The sequence below is a fragment of the Methylomonas sp. 11b genome (genome assembly GCF_000515215.1).
Classification (GTDB): Bacteria; Pseudomonadota; Gammaproteobacteria; order Methylococcales; family Methylomonadaceae; genus Methylomonas.
Window position 1 is genome coordinate 3058557 of sequence record NZ_KI911557.1, and the last position, 19051, is coordinate 3077607.

The window sequence follows — 19051 nt, forward strand, 5'->3', positions numbered from 1 at the left end:
ACACAGTCACATCCCAAAATAGGCATAGCCAGTAACGGCTATAACGCCGATTCCGACAATCTTGACCTTATCCACCAGCGCTTGCTGGCCCCAAAAGTAAAGACAACTGGCTTTTTTGCGGCACCAGAAGGCTATCAGACTATTGCCCGCCCGCCGACAGTTATGCGGAACAATCCGCCAAAGAAAGAAAAGACCGATCAGGCCGACCGTACACAGAATATAAAACACGATGACTTGGGTAGTGTGGGTATCGGTATGGAATGCATGCTCGATGACATGGTCCAGATTGTATTCGGCATACTCAAAGATCAAATGTATGACGTGTAAAACCACTTCGAAAATATGATGAACCAAGCCCATTAACAGCCCGAATGCGGCATCCGGCATCGCCAGGACAAATAAGACCAGGCTTAGCAGTACGCCGTTAACGGCCCACTGTTGTTTTTTGGTTCTGTCGATATGTTTGCTTAACAGCGCCGTATCTTCCGGCGTCAGATTGACGAATTGGGCGCCGATTAAATACGGATAACGGTCGTTTTCGAAGGGGTTGCTGGGCTTGCAATACACCACCTTACAGCAGGTCATGATTGCGGTCATGCTGGATAACAGCAATATCCGCAGCATCAGATAATCGCCGGCTTGCAGCGGCTCTTGCGAGGTAAAGGCGATGCCGCTGGCACTGATATTGACGTTTAGCGTGTCGTTTTCCCTGCTTTGCGAATCGGGTAACGCTTGGTCGATGTCCGGCGGATTATTGTGTAGCAAATCATCGAAGTTTTCCGGCGCTTGCAGTTGCCCATCATAATCAAGCTTGCGGTAGAAAAGATTGGCTTGCTCATAAATGCGAAAAGCCACTCTGCGATTCAATTTTTTGCCGTTTACCTTAGCCATATCCATCAAACCTTAAAAATCGCGTATTACATACTGTCGATGATAGTCCAAGACTGCAAACTCTCAATCCGCATAAAAATAACCCGGACGCAGACTGGCGCGTTTGTTCAGGTTTCGTGTTTATTCACCCAATGTTTTACAGCAGGCGGCTGATAATTGACATAGCGATCCAGTAACAAATTTGGATCGGCCTCCACCATTAACATGGCCCGATGATGCGGTTTGACGAATTGTTCGGCGGCAACATGATCCAGAAAGCTAATCAAGGCATCGTAATAGCCCGCCACATTTAATACGCCGCAGGGTTTTTGATGAAAACCCAACTGCGCCCAGGTCCAAATTTCGAATAATTCCTCCAACGTACCTATTCCGCCGGGCAGCGCGATAAAGCCGTCCGCTAGTTCGGCCATCAGCATCTTTCGTTCGTGCATGGATTCGGTGACGTGCAATTCAGTCAGATTGGGATGGGCGACCTCCTTGTGTGCCAAGGCTTTGGGAATAACGCCAATCGCTTGGCCGCCGAGCTTTAAGACCTGGTCCGCGACCATACCCATAATGCCGATCCCGGCCCCGCCGTATACCAAGCGGATATTACGGCTGACCAGCGCGGCGGCCAAGGCTTGCGCGGCCGTGCCGTATGACTCAATCCGTCCAGGGCTGGAACCGCAATAGATACAAATACTGTTTATCGTTGTCATGTCGGGTATGCCGAAAAATCAGGGTGGCTTATATTCGGTGGAAAACCATGAGGCGGCAAGACGAATTTTACTGCCGCCAAATGTGTTGGTCACTGCCGACATGGCCGCTCACCGGCTGTTACTGATAGAATTAGGCTTTTTAGTCAGACAGGCATCATGCGCTTAATTCGGGGTTTGAATCATCTTGAGCCGTTACGCGACGGCTGCGTGTTGACCATAGGCAATTTCGACGGCCTGCATCTTGGGCATCGGCTGGTGATCGAAAAGCTGGCCGAGCACGGCCGGCGTCTGAACTTACCGACCGTAGCCATGGTCTTCGAACCTCAGCCTTTAGAGTATTTTCTTGGCGATCATGCGCCGTCCAGATTGACCCGGTTGCGCGAGAAAACGATTCAATTTGCTAAATTACCTGTCGACGAATTACTGGTTTTACCCTTTAACCGCAACCTCGCCGATTGCGATGCCGAGCATTTCATTCGCGACATTTTGGTCGAGCGCTTGCGCGTCAAGCATTTGGTGGTTGGCGACGATTTTCACTTCGGCAAGGCGCGGCGCGGCAATTTTGCGCTGTTGCAGCATCGCGGCCAGGAATACGGCTTTGCGGTGGAAGACAGTCATTCTTTTGAATTGGCCGGGCTAAGAGTCAGTAGTACCTTGATACGCGATGCCCTAGGCGAAGGCCAACTGGAGCAAGCCAAACTGATGCTGGGCCGGGATTATTCGGTCTGTGGCCGGGTCGCGCACGGCGACAAGCGCGGCCGGGAACTGGGCTTTCCGACTGCTAATGTGCGGATGTTTCGGAAAAACACGCCTATCGTCGGCGTGTTTGCGGTGACGATGACCGGGGTTGACGGTAACGAATATCAGGGGGTGGCCAATGTCGGCACTCGGCCCACTTTCGACGGCGGCGCCAAAGTAGTTTTGGAAACGCATTTATTTAACTTCAACCAAGATATTTACGGGCTTTATGTTGAAGTACATTTTAAAAAGAAGCTGCGCGATGAAATCCGTTTTGCCTCGCTGAGCGAGTTGAAACTGCAAATCAGTCGGGATGTCGAACAGGCCCAGCAATTTTTTAGTCAAACGGTGGAAAGGCAATGATTAACTCCGAAAATCTTCCGGCATCGCCATGCGTCAGAAACTGTTGCCTGAACGACGATGATATTTGCCTGGGCTGCTTTCGTTCCCTGGATGAAATCCGCCTTTGGTCTACCGCAGACGCGCAAACACGTCATTTGTTTTTGCAGCGCGTTGCGGAGCGCCGCATCGATATTTTAAAAACGCGCCGACTCGGGCCTATCTACTCCGAACAGTTGCCGGGCATTTAATGCGGGCGGCGGCTGCGCAATAGCGGTCGCACATCCAACCAAGCCGCAATGCTCAAATACAGCAACAAGCCTGCGGCACCGGCCAGCCAGACATTCCAGTGATAAGTATCCAACAGATAGCGATTGGCAAAATATAGCGCCAAACCCAACCCGAAATAACCGGCGATCTTAAAGAGCGGATAGCTCACCGGATAATAGCGCCGGCCCAAAGCCCAAGATAAAACCACCATAAACAGATAGCAAGCCAGCGTCGCCCACGCCGAGCCGACATAGCCCCAAACCGGTATCCAGCAGATATTCAAAACAATCGTCAGGCCTGCCCCAGCCAGCGACACCCAGGCACCCAGGCCGGTGCGGTCACTGAGCTTGTACCAGACCGACAGATTCACATAAATCCCCAGCAGCAGATTGGCCATCAGTAAAATCGGCACTACCTCCAGGCCCACCCGGTATTCTTCGCCGATAAAATATTTGAACAGATCGATGAACAGCATCACCACTAAAAATATAAACACCCCGGCAATCACGAAATACTGCATCACCAACGCATAGGCTCGCTTGGCGTCGGCGCGGCCGGCATAGGAAAAGAAAAACGGTTCGCCGGCATACCGAAAGGCCTGTACGAACAAGCTCATCAAAATCGACAGCTTGTAGCAAGCACCGTAAATCCCCAGCATCTTCAGATTGGTGGGCAAATCGTAAGGCAACAAGACTTTCAGAATGGCCCTATCCAGCATCTCGTTGACCATGCCGGCAAAGCCGATAATGACCATGGGCAGAGAATAACGCAGCATCGGTCCGAGCACGCGCGGGTCGAGCTGGAAGCGCACCGCGCGAAATTGCGGCAGTAACAGCAGCAACTTGCAAACACTGGCGGCCAGATTGGCTAAAAAGATGTAACCTACGCCCAGTTCAGGGTCGTAATAAGCAGCCAGTTCGCTATCCGGCCAGAGGCTTTGCAACTTGGGCCAGACCAGCAAAAACAACAGATTCAAGGCGATCGCGATGAAAATCTCGGTCATTTTGATGCCGGCGAAACGCCAGGCCCGGTTCTCGGCGCGCAACCGGGCAAACGGCAGCGCCGACAAGGCATCCAGCGCCAAAAGCCAGCCGAACCAGAGCAAATACTCCGGATGTTGCGGATACTGTAGCCAGTCGGCCAGCGGCTGTTGCCAATAGTAGATTGCCGCGATAAAGCCGAGACTGGTAATCAACAGAAAGCCTAGGGCATTGCGATAGACTTCGTCGCTACTAAACTCTTGTCGTTGTCGAAACCGAAAATAGCCGGTCTCCAAACCCAGTACTAAGAGCACCGCAAAAAATCCGGCATAGGCGTAAAACTCGGAAACCACGCCGTATTCGCCGGCACTGAAGGTGTAGGTATACAGCGGCACCAGCAGATAATTCAAAAAACGGCCGACGATACTGCTGAGACCGTAAATGGCGGTTTGAGAAACGAGTTGGCGTAGTGAGCTCAAAAGCGGTCAAGTCCAAAGAATGATGGAACCTCTCGGTGAGGTCTAGGGTGGCGATATTGTAAGTCAGTTGCGGGCAGAGGGTTGTTGTCTCCGGCTCGGCTGAATCTAACCGGCGTAGCTTAAACTCTGTTCGATCAGGATTTCCGCCGCCGCCGAAGCGATATGCATCGCCCCGGATTGTCTGCGCACTTGTTCGCTGACGATGGCTCCGGAGATCAGCATTGCTAGTTGTTGAGAAAGTTGTTCCGGGTTCCATGCACCCACTTGCCGGGCCAAATCCGCCAATATTTTCCGGAAGGTGTCGGAAAATTCAGCAGCAGCCAGTTGCACCGGGTTGGACGCTTCGGCAAATTCGGCGGAGGCATTGATGAAAGGGCAGCCACGAAACTCCGGGCTGGCTAATAATTCTTCGAATACCGCAAACACCGCCAGCAACTTTTGCTTGGGTTCGCTGGCGCGCAATTCTACGCCGGCCAGGATGCGATTGAGCATGGCCTCTCGGCTTTTGCTTAGATGCGCCAAGACCAGATCGTCCTTTGATGGAAAGTACTTATACAGGCTCATCTTGGTGGTGCCGGCGGCTTTTACTATCGCATCGACGCCGGTGGCCTTAATGCCTTGGCTGTAAAACAGCGCAGAGGCGGTTTGCAAAATGTGATCTTGGAGATTGCGGGCCATAATTGAGTACCGGGGAAAAAACATGTTGCAACTATACAGACCGGTATGTATTATTTCAATAGACTGACCGGTCTGTTATGGCGCAGTCTTTAATTCAACTACTGGAGATTATTCGATGATTACTTTGTATGGCGTGGCAATTAGCAACTATTACAACAAAGTTAAATTTGCGTTGATGGAAAAGGATATAGCGTTCATTGAAGAATTTACCGCACCCAGCCAGAACGAGGAGTTATTGCAACGTTCACCGCTGGGAAAAGTCCCCTTCATCAAAACCAGCGAGGGTTATCTATCCGAATCGCAAGCGATTCTGGAATATTTGGAAGACGCATTTCCGGAGCATCCCCTGTATCCGGCCGATGCTTACGAACGAGGCAAATGTCGGGAGTTTATCCAGCATCTTGAACTGAACGTCGAACTGATCGCCCGCCGTCTTTATGGAGAAGCCCTGTTCGGCAGCACCGCGTCGCAAGAAACCAAGGACGAAGTCAGAGCCAAACTCGATACCGGTTTAACCGGTTTAGCCAAGCTGCTGAAATTATCTCCCTATGCGTTGGGCGACAGTTTTAGTACGGCAGACATCGTGGCTTGGCCGCATCTGCAATTGGTGGGCTTTGCCACGCAAAAAATTTACGGCGAGAATTTGGTGACTACGCATATTCCGGGCATTGAGGCTTATATACAGCTGATCGAAAGCCGACCGCACGCACAAATAGTCGGTGCAGGCCGGGCAAAGGCGTTGGAGGCGTTTTTTAGTAGCAAATAGGGGCCTATAGGCCCTATGCCGCGTTTCACCTTAGGTTTAGCGCTGCCTAATCATCCGAGCCCAGCCGCCGGCCAGCAAGTCTGTCGACGACTATAGGCTTGGGTAAAGAAATGATCCAGCCAAGACTGAATAGACGTTGAGCAATGAAGCCGGCTGAACTAGCACGACAGTAAGAATGGCGCGGACGAGCCTGTGAGGACGCCGGCCCGCGCCTTTTTAGTGCTTAGGCTTCGTAGTTGGCGCTGGCGAATTCCCAGTTAACCAATGCCCAGAAAGCTTCCAGATATTTAGGACGCAGATTGCGGAAATCGATGTAATAAGCGTGTTCCCAAACATCGCAAGTCAACAACGGCGTTTGGCCGGCAGTTAACGGGCAACCGGCGTTGCTGGTGCTAACCAGTTCCAGACCGCCTTTATCATTTTTCACCAACCACGCCCAGCCTGAGCCAAAAGTGGTGACCGCGCATTTGGTAAATTCTTCTTTGAATTTCTCGAAAGAACCGAAAGTTCTCTCAATGGCATTCGCCAAACCGCCGGTAGGTTCGCCGCCGCCGTTGGGAGACAGGCTGTTCCAATAAAAGGTGTGGTTCCAGATTTGCGCTGCGTTGTTAAATACACCGCCAGAGGATTTTTTCACGATCTCTTCCAGAGACAAGCCTTCAAACTCGGTGCCGGGAACCAGATTGTTCAGATTGGTGACATAAGTTTGGTGATGTTTGCCGTAGTGAAATTCGATTGTTTCTGCGGAAATATGCGGCGCCAATGCGTCTTTTGCGTACGGTAATGCAGGTAATTCAAAAGCCATCTTTATTCTCCAGATTGATTGAACAGCAGCAGTGATTAGGTGCGGGCTTACAGCCCAAACCTAATTACCCAGCATTATAATAAAGAATTATTGCTTAACACTACCTAATCTAAGGAAAACAACGATGGCACTTGAGGTTGAACATAAGTTTTTACTGGCGAACGGCGACTGGCGCGGCGAAATCGATCATTCCGTACACTACAAACAGGGCTATTTGAGTAGCAGTCCGCTTAGCTCAGTAAGGGTGCGGATTTCCGATAGCCAGGCTTGGCTGAATATCAAGAGCGCCACTATCGGCACCCATCGTCAAGAATTTGAGTATGAAATCCCTTTGCCTGATGCCAACAGTATTCTCGACGAACTATGCCACAAGCCGTTGGTGGAAAAAACCCGTCATTTTGTTTATCGGGATCGGCACGTTTGGGAAATTGACGAGTTCATGGGCGATAACCAAGGTTTGATTGTCGCGGAAATCGAATTGTCGACAGTAGGCGAGGCCTTTGTTAAACCGGACTGGGTCGGAATGGAAGTTACCGACGATTTACGTTACTACAACAATAATCTCTGCAAGCATCCGTTCAAGGATTGGGGCAAATAACTGGCAACAATCCAGACAGGCGATAAAAGTTGCCGTTTTCAGAGGTTTGCGGCGCTTGTTGCAAAACTGGGACAAGATATTCGCAGAGTCGCTACAGCGCTACAAACACAGACCTAAGCTGCCTTACTAAAGCCTGGCGCTTAGCGAATTTTTGCTACAGGCAATACTTTGTTAAAACAATAATTTAAAGGACGTATTGAAATCCAAAATGCAATGCTCTATATTAAATGTATGAGCAAAGCTACTATTGTTGTTTTATTGATACTTTTTGCCGGTCCGCTGCATGCATCGGAGCTGGCGACCGCTATCGCCCGTTTGGAAAGCGACTGGGCCAGCGTTTATTATCAAAGCGACGAAACCCGGCAAAGACAAACTTATCCGCAATTGCTGGAGAAAGCCGCCGAATTGACCAAACGCTATCCGAATGCGGCCGAGCCGAAAATCTGGCAAGCAACGATTATCGCCACCAATGCGGCGTTTCAATCTTCGCTGAGCGCCTTGTCCAGCCTGCAAACCGCCAAGACCCTTTTGGAAGAAGCCATTGCCCAAAATCCCAATGCGCTGGATGGCGCGGCCTATGTCACGCTGGGCACGCTGTATTACATGGTGCCTGGCTGGCCGGTATCTTTTGGGGATAATCAGCTTGCCGAGCAAATGTTGAAAGCCAGCTTGAAAATCAACCCCAACGGTATCGACGCCAATTACTTCTACGCCGATTATCTACTACAACAGGATCGCAACGCGGAAGCCGAGGAATATTTGTACAAGGCCGTCCAGGCCCCGCTGCGCAAGCAGCAAGTATTTGCCGATAGCCAGTTGCAAAACGAAGCCAAACTTGCACTGGCACATACCCAGCAACGTAAATCCAACGCCGGCAAAAATAAATTTCAATCGTTGTTCACTTCCGCGACAGCCGACTAAATCCGCCTGGCCCGTTTGCCTTTGGCTGTAGAATAACCCTACTTTCAAAACGGGCCACGACTGGCATTTATGAAAAAAACCATTTCCGGACTATCCGCGGTATTTTTTTTACTGTTTTGTACGTCCAGCGCCGCAGACACACCCACAGCAAATCGACCGCTGGAAACAGTAGCGCTGCAATTAAAGTGGTTTCACCAGTTCCAATTTGCCGGTTATTACGCTGCTATCGAGCAAGGCTATTATGCCGAGGAAGGCTTGCAGGTAGAGATACGCGAGCGCAATCCTGACCAGGACTACGTAGAACAAGTCGCATCCGGGGGAGCCGAATACGGCATCGGCGATTCCGGCATCATCGCCCAGTATGCCAACGGCAAGCCCATCGCGGCCCTAGCCGCCATTTTTCAGCACGATGCGCTGGTGCTGTTCAGCAAACAAGCTTCCGGCATCGTCAGCCCCTACGAAATGGCCGGCAAGCGCATCATGTACGATGTGGTTGGCGAGAACAATGCTCAGGTTCGCGCCTTACTCGCCGAAGCCAATCTAAACGAAAGCCGCTATCAAAAAGTTGCCGAGACCTTTAACAACGCCGACTTTATCGCGGATAAAGTCGATGTGATGTCCGGCTATATCACCGACCGGCCATTTAGCTTTCGCGCCGCCGGCATCAAATTCAACATTATCAATCCGCAAAATTACGGTATCGACTTTTACGGCGACTTGCTTTTCACCAGCCGCAAAGAGCTACAGCAACATCCCGGCCGTGCCGAGCGCTTCCGCCGGGCCAGCCTGAAAGGCTGGGAATATGTGCTGTCTCACCCCGATTTGCTGATCGAGCTGATCCAACACAAATACCCAAGCAAACTCAGTCCGGAGCAACTGCGCTACGAAGCCGAAGAAACCCGTAAGCTGATCATGCCGGACTACATCCCGCTGGGCCAGATAGAAGCTGCCCGCTTACGCCGGGTAGCCGACATTTATGCCAACCTGAAATTAGCGCGTCCTTTAAGCGACGGCCAGCTCAATGAGTTTGTCTACGGCGGCAGTAAATCCGCCGATTTGCAATTGAACGACGCGGAACGGCAATGGCTGGCCGAGCATGCTGAAATTCGAGTGGGTATAGATAGAAATTTTCCGCCGTATGAATGGCTGGATGCGGCTGGCGAGCATCAAGGCATGATTGCCGAACATCTAAAGCTAATCGAGCAGAAACTGGGGGTTAAGTTTGTTCTGATCATGGACAAATCCTGGCAGGAAGTGTTGGACATGGCCAAGCGCGGCGAATTGGACATGATCGCCGGGGCAACCAAAACCCCCGAGCGAGAGCAATATCTGAATTTTACCCAACCCTATATCAGTACGCCGACGGTGATCATCGGCGACAAAAACAGTGGTTATATTAATTCCCTGCAATTGCTAACGGGGGGACGTGTAGCCATCGAACAGGGGTATTTTGTTCAGGAATTGCTGAGCAGAGACTACCCAGGGATACAACTGCTGACCGCCCCCTCGGTACAAGAAGCGCTGAATCTGCTGGCCGAAGGCAAGGTGGATGCGTATATCGGCGATGCGGCTTCGGCCAGTTATGTGATCAAGCAACAAGGTTTATTAAATCTGCATATTGCCGGCCAACCTGGGTATGTCAACGAAACCCGGATGGCAGTCCTAAAATCCCATCCACAATTGCTGTCGCTGCTGGAAAAGGCCCTGACCAGTATCAGTCAAGCAGAACACGATGCCATTATTAACCGCTGGATGGGACTAAAGGTCGAGCAAGGCATTCGCATTGACGCGTTGTTACGATCCGCCGCCGTGGTCCTGCTGGCCCTGTTGTTTTTCGTCTATTGGGTGTTCAGGCTACGGAAGGAAATCAAGGCCCGCAAACGTAGCGAGGCCGACCTCGCCCGCCTTTACACCAATATGTCGCTGGGCTTTGCATTGCATCAGGTGATACGCGACGACAGCGGTAAAATCGTCGATTATCGCTATCTGGATATCAACCCGGCCTTTGAAAAAATGACCGGCATTGCCCGCGACAACTGGATAGGCAAAACCGTTAAGCAGGTGTTGCCGAATACCGAGGGAGCCTGGATCGCTAGCTTTGACGGTCTGGACACCAGTGGCGAGCCCCAACATTTTGAAAACTGCGTGACCGATCTGGGCCGCTGGTATGCCATCGATAGCTATAAAGCCGGTCCCGACCGTTTTGTGGTATTGGTCCAGGACATTACCGCGCGCAAACAGACCGAACTGGCGCTAAAAGAAAGCGAAGAACGCTTTCGTATCAGCCAAATCTATGGCGGCGTGGGCATCTGGGAAGCGGATTTATTGAAAAACCGCCAGTTTTGGTCGGAAATTGTCACGACTGAATTGGGTTTTCCGCATAAGGCACTGCATACCTGGAACGATTTCCTGGAAGTGGTTTGCCCGGAAGATAGGGCTTTAATCTTGGAGGCCACCCGCCAACATCTTGAATGCGGCGCCAATTACGATGTGGAATATCGTATCCAAACCCCTAGCGGCGAAAAGCGCTGGATGCGCTCCGTTGGTCAGGTCGAGCGAGACGGCAGCGGCAAACCGGTGCGGATGCGCGGGATTGTCCATGATGTCAGCAAACGCAAAGCGGCCGAGGAGAAACTGCGGCTATCGGCGCGGGTATTTTCGGACGCTCACGAAGGTATCATCATCACCGACATCAATGCGTCGATTATCGATGTCAACGCCGCTTTCACCGACATCACCGGCTACAGTCGTGAGGAAGCACTTGGGCAAAATCCAAGCTTTCTGAGATCCGGCCGGCAAGCGCCGGAATTTTATGAAGCCATGTGGGAAATCATAAACCAGACCGGGCATTGGCAAGGCGAAGTCTGGAATCGCCGAAAAAACGGCGATTTGTATGCCGAATTGTTAACGGTTTCGGCCTTGCGCGACGATGCCGGTAATATCATCAATTATCTGGGTTTGTTCTCGGACATCACCGAAAGCAAACAGCAGCAGCAGGCGCTAGAAGTGTTGGCGCATTTCGACCCGCTCACCCAACTCCCCAATCGCGCCCTGTTTGCCGACCGCTTTGCCCAGGCTATAGCCCACAGCAAAAGGGCCGAATCGTTGCTGGCGGTGTGCTATCTGGATTTGGACGGCTTCAAGCAAGTCAACGATAACTTCGGCCACGAGACCGGCGATCAATTATTGGTGGAAGTAGCCAAACGCATCAAGTTAAAGCTGCGCGAAGGCGACACGGTTTGCCGGCTGGGTGGCGACGAATTTGCATTATTATTCGAAAATCTGCAATCGGTGCAGCAATGCGAAGATGCCTTAACCCGCATTCATCAGGCCATGGCCGAACCTTTCGAGTTGGAAAACCGCCATGTGCGGATTGCCGCAAGTAGCGGAGTGACCATCTATCCCCTCGACCTGGAAGATCCGGATATTCTGTTGCGTCATGCTGACCAAGCGATGTATCAAGCCAAACTGGACGGTCGCAATCGCTATCGAATTTACGATCATTTGTCTGGACAATCGACTAGCATCAATCATCGCCCCAGCCGTCTGGAGCAAGCCTTGGCCGAGGTCGGTCAGGCGCTGATGGATAATCAGTTTTGCATGTACTACCAACCCAGGGTCAATATCAAAACCGGTGAAGTCGTGGGAGCGGAAGCCCTGATCCGCTGGCACCATCCGGAACGCGGTGTGTTGCCGCCGGCCGAATTTCTGCCGATAGTCGAAAACACCACCTTGGAAATCGACCTGAGCAATTGGGTACTAAGACAAGCATTCAAGCAATTGCAGATCTGGCACGATCTAGGCTTGAATCTGCAAGTTAGCGTGAACATATCGCCACGCCATCTGCAATGGCCGGATTTCATCAAAACCCTGGAAACCTTGCTGACGGAATACCCGCAAATTCCTTCCAGCCAATTGGAATTGGAAGTGTTGGAAAGCAGCGTACTGGAGGATTTGATCTCGGTGGGCGAGACCCTGAAACAATGCTATCACGACCTGGGAGTACCCAGTGCGCTGGACGATTTCGGCACCGGTTATTCGTCGCTGGCGCATTTGCGGCATTTGACCATCAACACGGTAAAGATCGATCAAAGTTTTGTACGCAACATGATAGACGACCCGGATGATATGGCCATTGTCGAAAGCGTGATTGCTTTGGCCAAGGCCTTCAAACGCGAAGCGGTTGCGGAAGGCGTGGAAGATATAGAACACGGCATTTTTCTGATCGATTTGGGGTGCAGCATCGCCCAAGGTTGCGCCATCGCCGAAGCGATGCCGGCCGACGCGGTGTTGGGTTGGGTCAACAATTATCGCAACCATCCAGCCTGGACTGATTGCGCCAGGCTTTCGCTGACTAATTGGCAAAACCAATTGGAATTACTGAAACTTCAGCAGCAGTATTGGTTACGCCGTCTGGAACAATGTCTGCATCCCCCAGCCGGAAGCAGTCCGCGCTGGCCTATCCTGAACTCAAAAAAATCGCATCTGGGTCGGTGGCTGGAACAGCTCAAACACGAACGCGGCATCGATGTGCGTTTACTGGAGCAACTGGAGCGGGCGCAATCCCGACAACAAATGCTGGCGGAAAATCTCCAGCGGCATCGGCTGGAAGGCAAGAGCGGCGATAGCGCAGATTTCAGCCAATTACGCGAAGCCAATCTGCAAATAGTACAGTTACTGGAGCGCCTAGAATCAGCGGCCTAAGCCTATTTTGATCACATGCAGCCTTCGTTTGCGGCGATCTGACCTTGGTCTTGCTGTGTTCGGACTTTGTTGCATAATTCCTGCGAAAACCAAACTACCCCTTAGCCCCCCACAAATCAGTTAGACAATTTTGGGCATAGCATCCGTGATCGGCCTGCCCAGCTGGGTAACCGCCACCAATCGTGAACGATGCGCTTCACGCTGTTCAGCGCTACCTTGCGTAGTACCTTGACCACGCGCTATTTCTTTGAAATTGGGCGGCACCATCCGGCCTTTCGCGCAAGGCGGGACAGCTTGAGAGTGAAGCGATTTGCCGCGCGCGAACAGCCTTTTGCCCTGCGCGCGAGGTCTTATAGGTTGGGATTTAAACCAATTTGGCTTAGCGGCTTGAGTTTTTACCTGGCGAGCAAAGTTATGGTGGCTTGCGATTGAAGCAAATTGCCTTGCATGATCGGCTTGTCGGCCTGCACGCAAGCTTGTTCAGGTTTGGGTTTGCACCGATTTGGTTTGCCCGAATAGCTTTTTACTTTGCGAGCAAACTTATCGCGGCTTGCGATTAAAGCTATTCGCCTTGCTCGCATGGCTTTTTGGCTTGACGGTATTTCACAACGCTTGGCGCTTAAGGATAAAAGGTATTCGGCAGGGGCAAAAAGCCTGGCATCAGTAGCGTTGAAACTAAGCGGCCTAGCATTACGGCCGCCCCCCCCCCCCCCCGCGCGGCCGGCTGTCAATTCCACCGAAAAGCTTAGCCGGCGGCCGGTTCGACTTTGCTCTTGGCACCGCGATTGAAGCGTACCGCCATGGCTTGGCGCAGCGTCTCCAGCGCCGCGCCCTTGCCGGCGATTTTTAAAGAAGCGTAGGCGTCCAGGCAGAAGCTGTAAATATCGCTGCCCAGCGCCATATCGGTATCGTCGCCGCGCGCCTGCAAATCTCGCAGTCTATGCAATCTCGGCCGCAGTTGGTCGAGGCTGGTCATGTCCGCTTGCGCCTCGGGCATATTTAGATTGGGCGGAATCGCCTGAGCGTTTTGTGCGGCCAGCAACATGGTCTGCCGACAGAAAGCTTCGGTTTTATCGCCCATCTTGAGAATATTACGGCGCTGGTCGGGCGAAAGCGACGCGAAGCCGACGAAGTGGGTTTCCAAGGTATTTAAAGCCGCGTCGATCTCCGCCAATGCCGCATCGCTGAACGTTAACGATAACAAATTCTGACTCATCTCAATCTCCTTTCTAGTTGCCGAATACGCGAACCGACAGCGCCGGTCCGTAGAGAAAAAGCGTAGGCTATTTTTCTAAAAAGGAGTGATTGTATATGTTAGATATTGGCGTTTTTATTCGGCGAAGCTCGTGATCGGGATTGAGTGGAACGGAATCCGGGGTTGAGAGTCACATTTGATGGTTTGTCTTGATTCAGGCCATACTTGCTGTGGCCTGAGAGGAAAGGTTTAAAGCGGCGAAAACTGCCGGAGGAAGACAATAGTACCAATGGCAAATGCCTAGCCAAAAGCAGGCGTAGCGTGCGGTGAGTTTACGAATCGCACCATTCGCGAACGATGCGCTTCACGCTGTTCAGCGCATCCTATGGTCCTTAAAGCGGCCAAATCCGCCAGGCGAATACAATTATGTCACCGACAAATGCCTAGCCGAAAAAAGGGGGTTGAGCTTAAGAACCGCACCAATCGCGAGAGATGCACTTCATGCTGTTCAGCGCATCCTATGGTCCTATTTAACCTAGCCTACGCAATAGGCTCGTAGTGATGATGCCCTGCGCATGGGAACGAGGAGTCAGATTTAGTAAGCATTAACAGCATCTTATCAGCGTACATTATCGCGTTCTCCAAATTCGTCGTAACCATCAAACTCGGCTCCAGCCCAATCCTCCGGCAGTAAACTCTGTCCGACGTAGCGATGAAATGACGAGTAAGGCCAATCGGCGACTCGCCGCACCAAACCATGTTTCATCGGATTCCAATGGTAATAATCGATGTGATTAGCGTAATCCCGATCATCGCGAATGGCGTGTTCCCAGAAGCGTCGCTGCCAGACGCCTCGTTCGCCTTTGGCGGCTCGCACCTTGGAACGCCGCTCGGTGGCGGGCAGTTTTTGCACGAAGCGGATTTTGATGGCTTTCCAGCGGTTGGAAAAATCGACGTCGTCCGGCGGCAACGTCCACACGCAGTGCATATGGTCCGGCAACACCACCCAGGCGTCTATGTGAAAGGGTCGTTCCCGTTTGGTAACTCGCACCGAATCGCGCAGCACGTCGAATGCCGAACCAACGTGTCCAGCCGACGCTCCAGCAAATTCACCGTAAAAAAATACGTCCCGCCCGGCACCCGATACCGCCGATAATCCGGCATGTCGCCCCCTTCGTAGTTCCGCCAAATCAGTCGTCAATCAAACAGAAAACCCCAAATCGTGTCAACAAAAGCCGAATAAAATCAAACAACATTCCAACCAGAAAAGTATCTTTCGGCGGAACCGCGATGCGTTCCGCCTTACGGCCTTATTGCAGTGGTATAATTTTTTTTGGTACATATACAGACGCTATCTAATAACTAGTTAGTTTTCTCCACTAGCCATCCAACCACGCCCACGCAATGAACCAACCTCTGCAAGCTGACAATTCCAACTCCAAATACGTCATCGCTCTGCCCTGCGAACCCGAAAACTTCGCTAGCTTCATTGGAAGCCTACTCGGCAAGCCTCAAACAATCGCCACATCGGAACGTGGCTCATTCGAGATACGCCGAGAAGACATTGTCAACTCTTACCATCTCCTTGTCCAACGTGTACAACAGCAGAATGAGGGTCAGCTACTTCAGTTCACTGTAAGGCTAGTGTTCAATGACGACAGTTCGGTTCTGCTCAATAGCCTCGACGAATTCCTTAGCTACTCGGAAGTTCGCCCTGTGTTTCCAACACAAGCTCACTTATCATGGGCCTTCATAGTCAAGTTTCAAGATAGATCGCATCCTGAAAAGCAGGACATTGATCTCTCATTCCTCACAAACGGCTCTGGCGCATTCTTAACCGGAGATGATGTTGAGATCGAGTTTGTCTCAATGCGGGGACTTTCCAGAGGGGGGCTAATTGCGTTTCGTATTCGTCATACTGCCCGCACATGGGGAGCGGATATCGAGAGCCTCCTTAGCGGTCATGCAAAGCACCTTTTATTGCCTGAAGCCCCAGCACGAAAGTTTGTCCGCAGGAACAGCGGGAAACTTGCCGCGCTTCTTGCTGTTACCTTCTTCGTGGCCAGCATTGCAGCATGCCTAGTCACTGCCAATCACCTTGCCACGGAACAGTTGAAGGCTGTAAGTGGACTGATTCAGTCTACTAACGCACTCGACCTTAAGTTAAATAGAATTCTCGAGATGAATGCTGAGGGATTTTGGGGAAAGTACTTTTTCTCAGTGATGATCTTTATTGTCTTCTCGCTGATTTCAGCAGTTGCTCTCGCGGTATGGACAGAGACATCAGCTGACACTGTCAGGCCAAGCCATCTATTACTTACCAAGAAGGCGGAACAGAACAAAATTGAATTGGAGAGCCGGTATCGGGTCCGGTGGCTGTCATTTCTTGGATCAGTTGGCGTTAGCATCGCTACTGGAATTGTCTCAAATATCCTATTCACACATTATTGGGGTAATTAATTCACTTGTACACAAAACCTAACCACTCGCTGAACCGCACAAGTGACGGCGTGCCAGCCCGCGTAGTTCCGATTAGCGATAGCGTAATCGGAGGAATGTTGACTTCGAAATGTGCGATTACGCAAACTAATCGCACCTTCATTTTGAATGACAGTGAAATGGTCTTTTACCGGTCACCCCAAATTAAATCTTATCCGGCGACAATACATCGGCTGGCAACCGTGCGATAAACCGCCATTCAGCACAGACTTGAAACTAAAATCGGCTTCGAAATAACGCTATGTTTAGCGCAGTTCCCTGGAGCGTTGAGTTAGGCGACAAGTCAAAACCAATGGAGTCTGACTCCATTGGTTTCTACACACCGATTATTTTTCCTTTTGTACCTCGGCAGGCGCCTTGTTCTCGGCAGGCACTACCGCCTCAGCTGGCATTTGTGCCTCAGCTGCCTTTTTTGCCTCTCTCTCCACCGCCTTTTTTGCCAACGCGGCCTTCTGATCAGCAGCCTGTCTGGCCGCTACCGACCCGGTTTCTGCCGCAGCCAACAACATTACTGTGTCTGCCTGGGTTGCCACTGGAGTGAACAGTACTAATAGTGTGCAAAGACATACTGCCAATCTACTTTCTTTTGATTTAATGCTCAACATAACGACCTCGCTGTAATAGTTATTCTAGAAGAACCCGTTCCTTCCAATTGTCCGCTATTCCACCGTCACCGACTTGGCTAAATTGCGCGGCTGGTCGACGTCGGTGCCTTTCAGCACGGCGACGTGGTAGGACAGCAGCTGCAACGGTATCGTGTAGACGATGGGCGAGATGATGTTGGCGACGCTGGGCATTTTGACGATTTGCACGTTTTCGTCGCTGTTTTCCGCCAGTTCTTCATCCATGAATACGATCAACTGGCCGCCACGGGCGCTGACTTCCTGGATGTTGGATTTCAGTTTTTCCAGCAGGTTGTTGTTGGGCGCCACGGTCACGACCGGCATTTCCGCGTCGATTAACGCCAGCGGGCCGTGTTTCAACTCGCCGGCCGGATAGGCTTCGGCGTGGATATAGGAAATCTCCTTCAGCTTCAATGCCCCTTCCATCGCGATTGGGTAATGCGTACCGCGACCGAGGAACAGCGCGTTGTGCTTGTCGGCAAAGCGCTGCGACAGTAATTCGATGGCGTTATCCAGTTTCAGTACTTTTTCGATATTGCCGGGCAGGCTGAACAATTCGGAGACGATTTGGTCTTCCGTTTCCTTGGTCAATGCAAAGCGGCGGCCGACGGCGATGATCAACATCAACAAAGCCACCAATTGGGTGGTAAAGGCTTTAGTGGAGGCCACACCAATTTCCGGGCCGGCACGGGTCATCATGACCAGATCGGATTCGCGCACCAACGAACTTTCCGGTGCGTTGCATATCACCAGCGAATGTTTGACGCCCAGGCGTTTGGCTTCCAATAGCGCAGCCAGTGTGTCCGCAGTTTCCCCAGATTGGGAAATGGTGACGACCAGGGTATCGGGAGATATAACGGGATTGCGATACCTGAATTCGCTAGCCACTTCTATGGAGCATGGCACGCGAGCCAGTTTTTCGAACCAGTAACGAGCCACCAAGCCGGAATGATAGCTAGTGCCGCAAGCCAGAATCTGTACCGATTTGATTTGGTCGAATACTTCGGCGGCGTTATGGCCAAACGCATTGTCCTGCAACCGGTTGTCGATGAAACGGCCTTCCAGCGTTTCCGACACCGCCCAGGCTTGCTCGTAAATTTCCTTGAGCATGTAGTGGCGGTATTTGCCTTTGTCGACCGAATCGGCTTTTAATTGGCTTTCGACGATAGGGCGTTCAACGCGGTGATCGTTTTCATCATAAATCACCAGACTGTCGATTTTCAGTTCGGCAATGTCGCCGTCTTCCAGGAAAATGAAGCGCTGGGTAACCGGTAAGAGGGCGGCTATATCGGATGCAATGAAATATTCGCCGATGCCGACGCCAATCACCAAGGGGCTGCCTTTGCGACAGGCGATCAAGGTATCCGGGCAGTCGATGAATACCACGCCCAGCGCATACGCACCCCGTAAAGTGGCGACCGTGGCTTTTACCGCGCTTAACAGGCTGTCGGTGGTTTGCAGATCTTCGGCAATTTTATGCACGATGACTTCGGTATCAGTTTCTGAAGTGAATTCGAAACCGTTCTGTTGCAAGGCCGTACGCAAATGATCGTGATTTTCGATAATACCGTTGTGCACTACCGCCACTTTATCGCGACTAACATGGGGGTGAGCGTTGCGGGTGCTGGGTTTGCCGTGGGTGGCCCAGCGCGTATGCGCGATACCGATAGTCCCTTCGATAGGATCGGCGGCGATTAAGGCTTCCAGCCCTTTAACTTTGCCTAACTCACGTTTTCGGAATATTTCGCCCTGACTGACCACGGCCAAACCGGCTGAGTCGTAGCCGCGATATTCCAGGCGCTTCAGGCCTTCCAGCAAAATCGGCACGACATTACGCTGTGCAACTCCCGCGACTATCCCACACATA

General features: G+C 51.7%; 15 protein-coding genes and 1 pseudogene. 7 read left to right on the forward strand and 9 right to left on the reverse strand.

Features of this window, described 5'->3' with window-relative positions:
• Positions 1 to 6: 6 nt before the first annotated feature.
• Positions 7 to 891 carry a PilZ domain-containing protein gene (locus METH11B_RS27885; protein WP_197026965.1) on the reverse strand — a complete coding sequence of 295 codons (885 nt, stop codon included), beginning with the start codon at positions 889 to 891 and terminating at the stop codon, positions 7 to 9.
• Positions 892 to 998: 107 nt separating this feature from the next.
• Positions 999 to 1589: a TIGR00730 family Rossman fold protein gene (locus METH11B_RS0114725; RefSeq protein WP_026602672.1), complete on the reverse strand. Its 591-nt coding sequence runs from the start codon at positions 1587 to 1589 to the stop codon at positions 999 to 1001.
• A 156-nt stretch (positions 1590 to 1745) separates the two neighbouring features.
• Between METH11B_RS0114725 and ribF the strand changes: the two genes are divergently transcribed.
• Complete coding sequence (ribF, locus tag METH11B_RS0114735) at positions 1746 to 2690, forward strand: bifunctional riboflavin kinase/FAD synthetase (RefSeq protein ID WP_026602673.1); 945 nt, start codon at positions 1746 to 1748, stop codon at positions 2688 to 2690.
• Positions 2687 to 2917 carry a DUF1289 domain-containing protein gene (locus METH11B_RS0114740; RefSeq protein WP_026602674.1) on the forward strand — a complete coding sequence of 77 codons (231 nt, stop codon included), beginning with the start codon at positions 2687 to 2689 and terminating at the stop codon, positions 2915 to 2917. The genes ribF and METH11B_RS0114740 overlap by 4 nt, the downstream gene beginning before the upstream one ends.
• On the opposite strand, the gene METH11B_RS0114745 is transcribed toward METH11B_RS0114740, so the two are convergent.
• Positions 2914 to 4395 (reverse strand): polysaccharide biosynthesis C-terminal domain-containing protein, encoded by a 1482-nt coding sequence (locus METH11B_RS0114745; RefSeq protein ID WP_026602675.1) that lies wholly within the window; start codon positions 4393 to 4395, stop codon positions 2914 to 2916. The genes METH11B_RS0114740 and METH11B_RS0114745 overlap by 4 nt on opposite strands.
• Before the next feature lie 105 nt (positions 4396 to 4500).
• Positions 4501 to 5073, reverse strand: coding sequence for a TetR/AcrR family transcriptional regulator (locus METH11B_RS0114750; protein WP_026602676.1), 573 nt, complete (start codon positions 5071 to 5073; stop codon positions 4501 to 4503).
• Positions 5074 to 5188: 115 nt separating this feature from the next.
• Between METH11B_RS0114750 and METH11B_RS0114755 the strand changes: the two genes are divergently transcribed.
• A complete protein-coding gene (locus METH11B_RS0114755) occupies positions 5189 to 5839 on the forward strand; it encodes a glutathione S-transferase family protein (protein WP_026602677.1) in 651 nt (216 codons plus the stop codon).
• 223 nt (positions 5840 to 6062) lie between these two features.
• Here the strand turns inward: METH11B_RS0114755 and sodB are convergent, their stop codons facing one another.
• Positions 6063 to 6644: a superoxide dismutase [Fe] gene (gene sodB, locus METH11B_RS0114760; RefSeq protein WP_020484147.1), complete on the reverse strand. Its 582-nt coding sequence runs from the start codon at positions 6642 to 6644 to the stop codon at positions 6063 to 6065.
• Positions 6645 to 6768: 124 nt separating this feature from the next.
• Here sodB and METH11B_RS0114765 point away from each other — a divergent pair, with 124 nt between their 5' ends.
• The 3 genes from METH11B_RS0114765 (at position 6769) to METH11B_RS0114775 (ending at position 12867) form a co-directional block, all read left to right on the forward strand.
• A complete protein-coding gene (locus METH11B_RS0114765; RefSeq protein WP_026602678.1) occupies positions 6769 to 7242 on the forward strand; it encodes a CYTH domain-containing protein in 474 nt (157 codons plus the stop codon).
• Positions 7243 to 7473: 231 nt separating this feature from the next.
• Positions 7474 to 8163, forward strand: a complete 690-nt coding sequence (locus tag METH11B_RS0114770) for a tetratricopeptide repeat protein (RefSeq protein WP_026602679.1) — start codon at positions 7474 to 7476, stop codon at positions 8161 to 8163.
• Positions 8164 to 8232: 69 nt separating this feature from the next.
• A complete protein-coding gene (locus tag METH11B_RS0114775; protein ID WP_026602680.1) occupies positions 8233 to 12867 on the forward strand; it encodes an EAL domain-containing protein in 4635 nt (1544 codons plus the stop codon).
• 745 nt (positions 12868 to 13612) lie between these two features.
• On the opposite strand, the gene METH11B_RS0114790 is transcribed toward METH11B_RS0114775, so the two are convergent.
• Together METH11B_RS0114790 and METH11B_RS0114795 are read right to left on the reverse strand one after the other, a co-directional pair.
• The gene (locus METH11B_RS0114790) at positions 13613 to 14083 is read right to left on the reverse strand and encodes a hypothetical protein (protein ID WP_026602682.1); all 471 of its coding nucleotides are present in this window, start codon (positions 14081 to 14083) and stop codon (positions 13613 to 13615) included.
• A gap of 598 nt (positions 14084 to 14681) precedes the next feature.
• Positions 14682 to 15226, reverse strand: a pseudogene (locus METH11B_RS0114795) (REP-associated tyrosine transposase).
• 240 nt (positions 15227 to 15466) lie between these two features.
• Here METH11B_RS0114795 and METH11B_RS0114800 point away from each other — a divergent pair.
• Positions 15467 to 16522: a hypothetical protein gene (locus tag METH11B_RS0114800; protein ID WP_026602684.1), complete on the forward strand. Its 1056-nt coding sequence runs from the start codon at positions 15467 to 15469 to the stop codon at positions 16520 to 16522.
• A gap of 365 nt (positions 16523 to 16887) precedes the next feature.
• Here the strand turns inward: METH11B_RS0114800 and METH11B_RS26850 are convergent, their stop codons facing one another.
• Positions 16888 to 17166, reverse strand: a complete 279-nt coding sequence (locus METH11B_RS26850) for a hypothetical protein (RefSeq protein WP_036276024.1) — start codon at positions 17164 to 17166, stop codon at positions 16888 to 16890.
• Between the two features lie 54 nt (positions 17167 to 17220).
• Complete coding sequence (glmS, locus tag METH11B_RS0114810; RefSeq protein WP_026602686.1) at positions 17221 to 19050, reverse strand: glutamine--fructose-6-phosphate transaminase (isomerizing); 1830 nt, start codon at positions 19048 to 19050, stop codon at positions 17221 to 17223.
• Between the last annotated feature and the right edge of the window lies 1 nt (position 19051).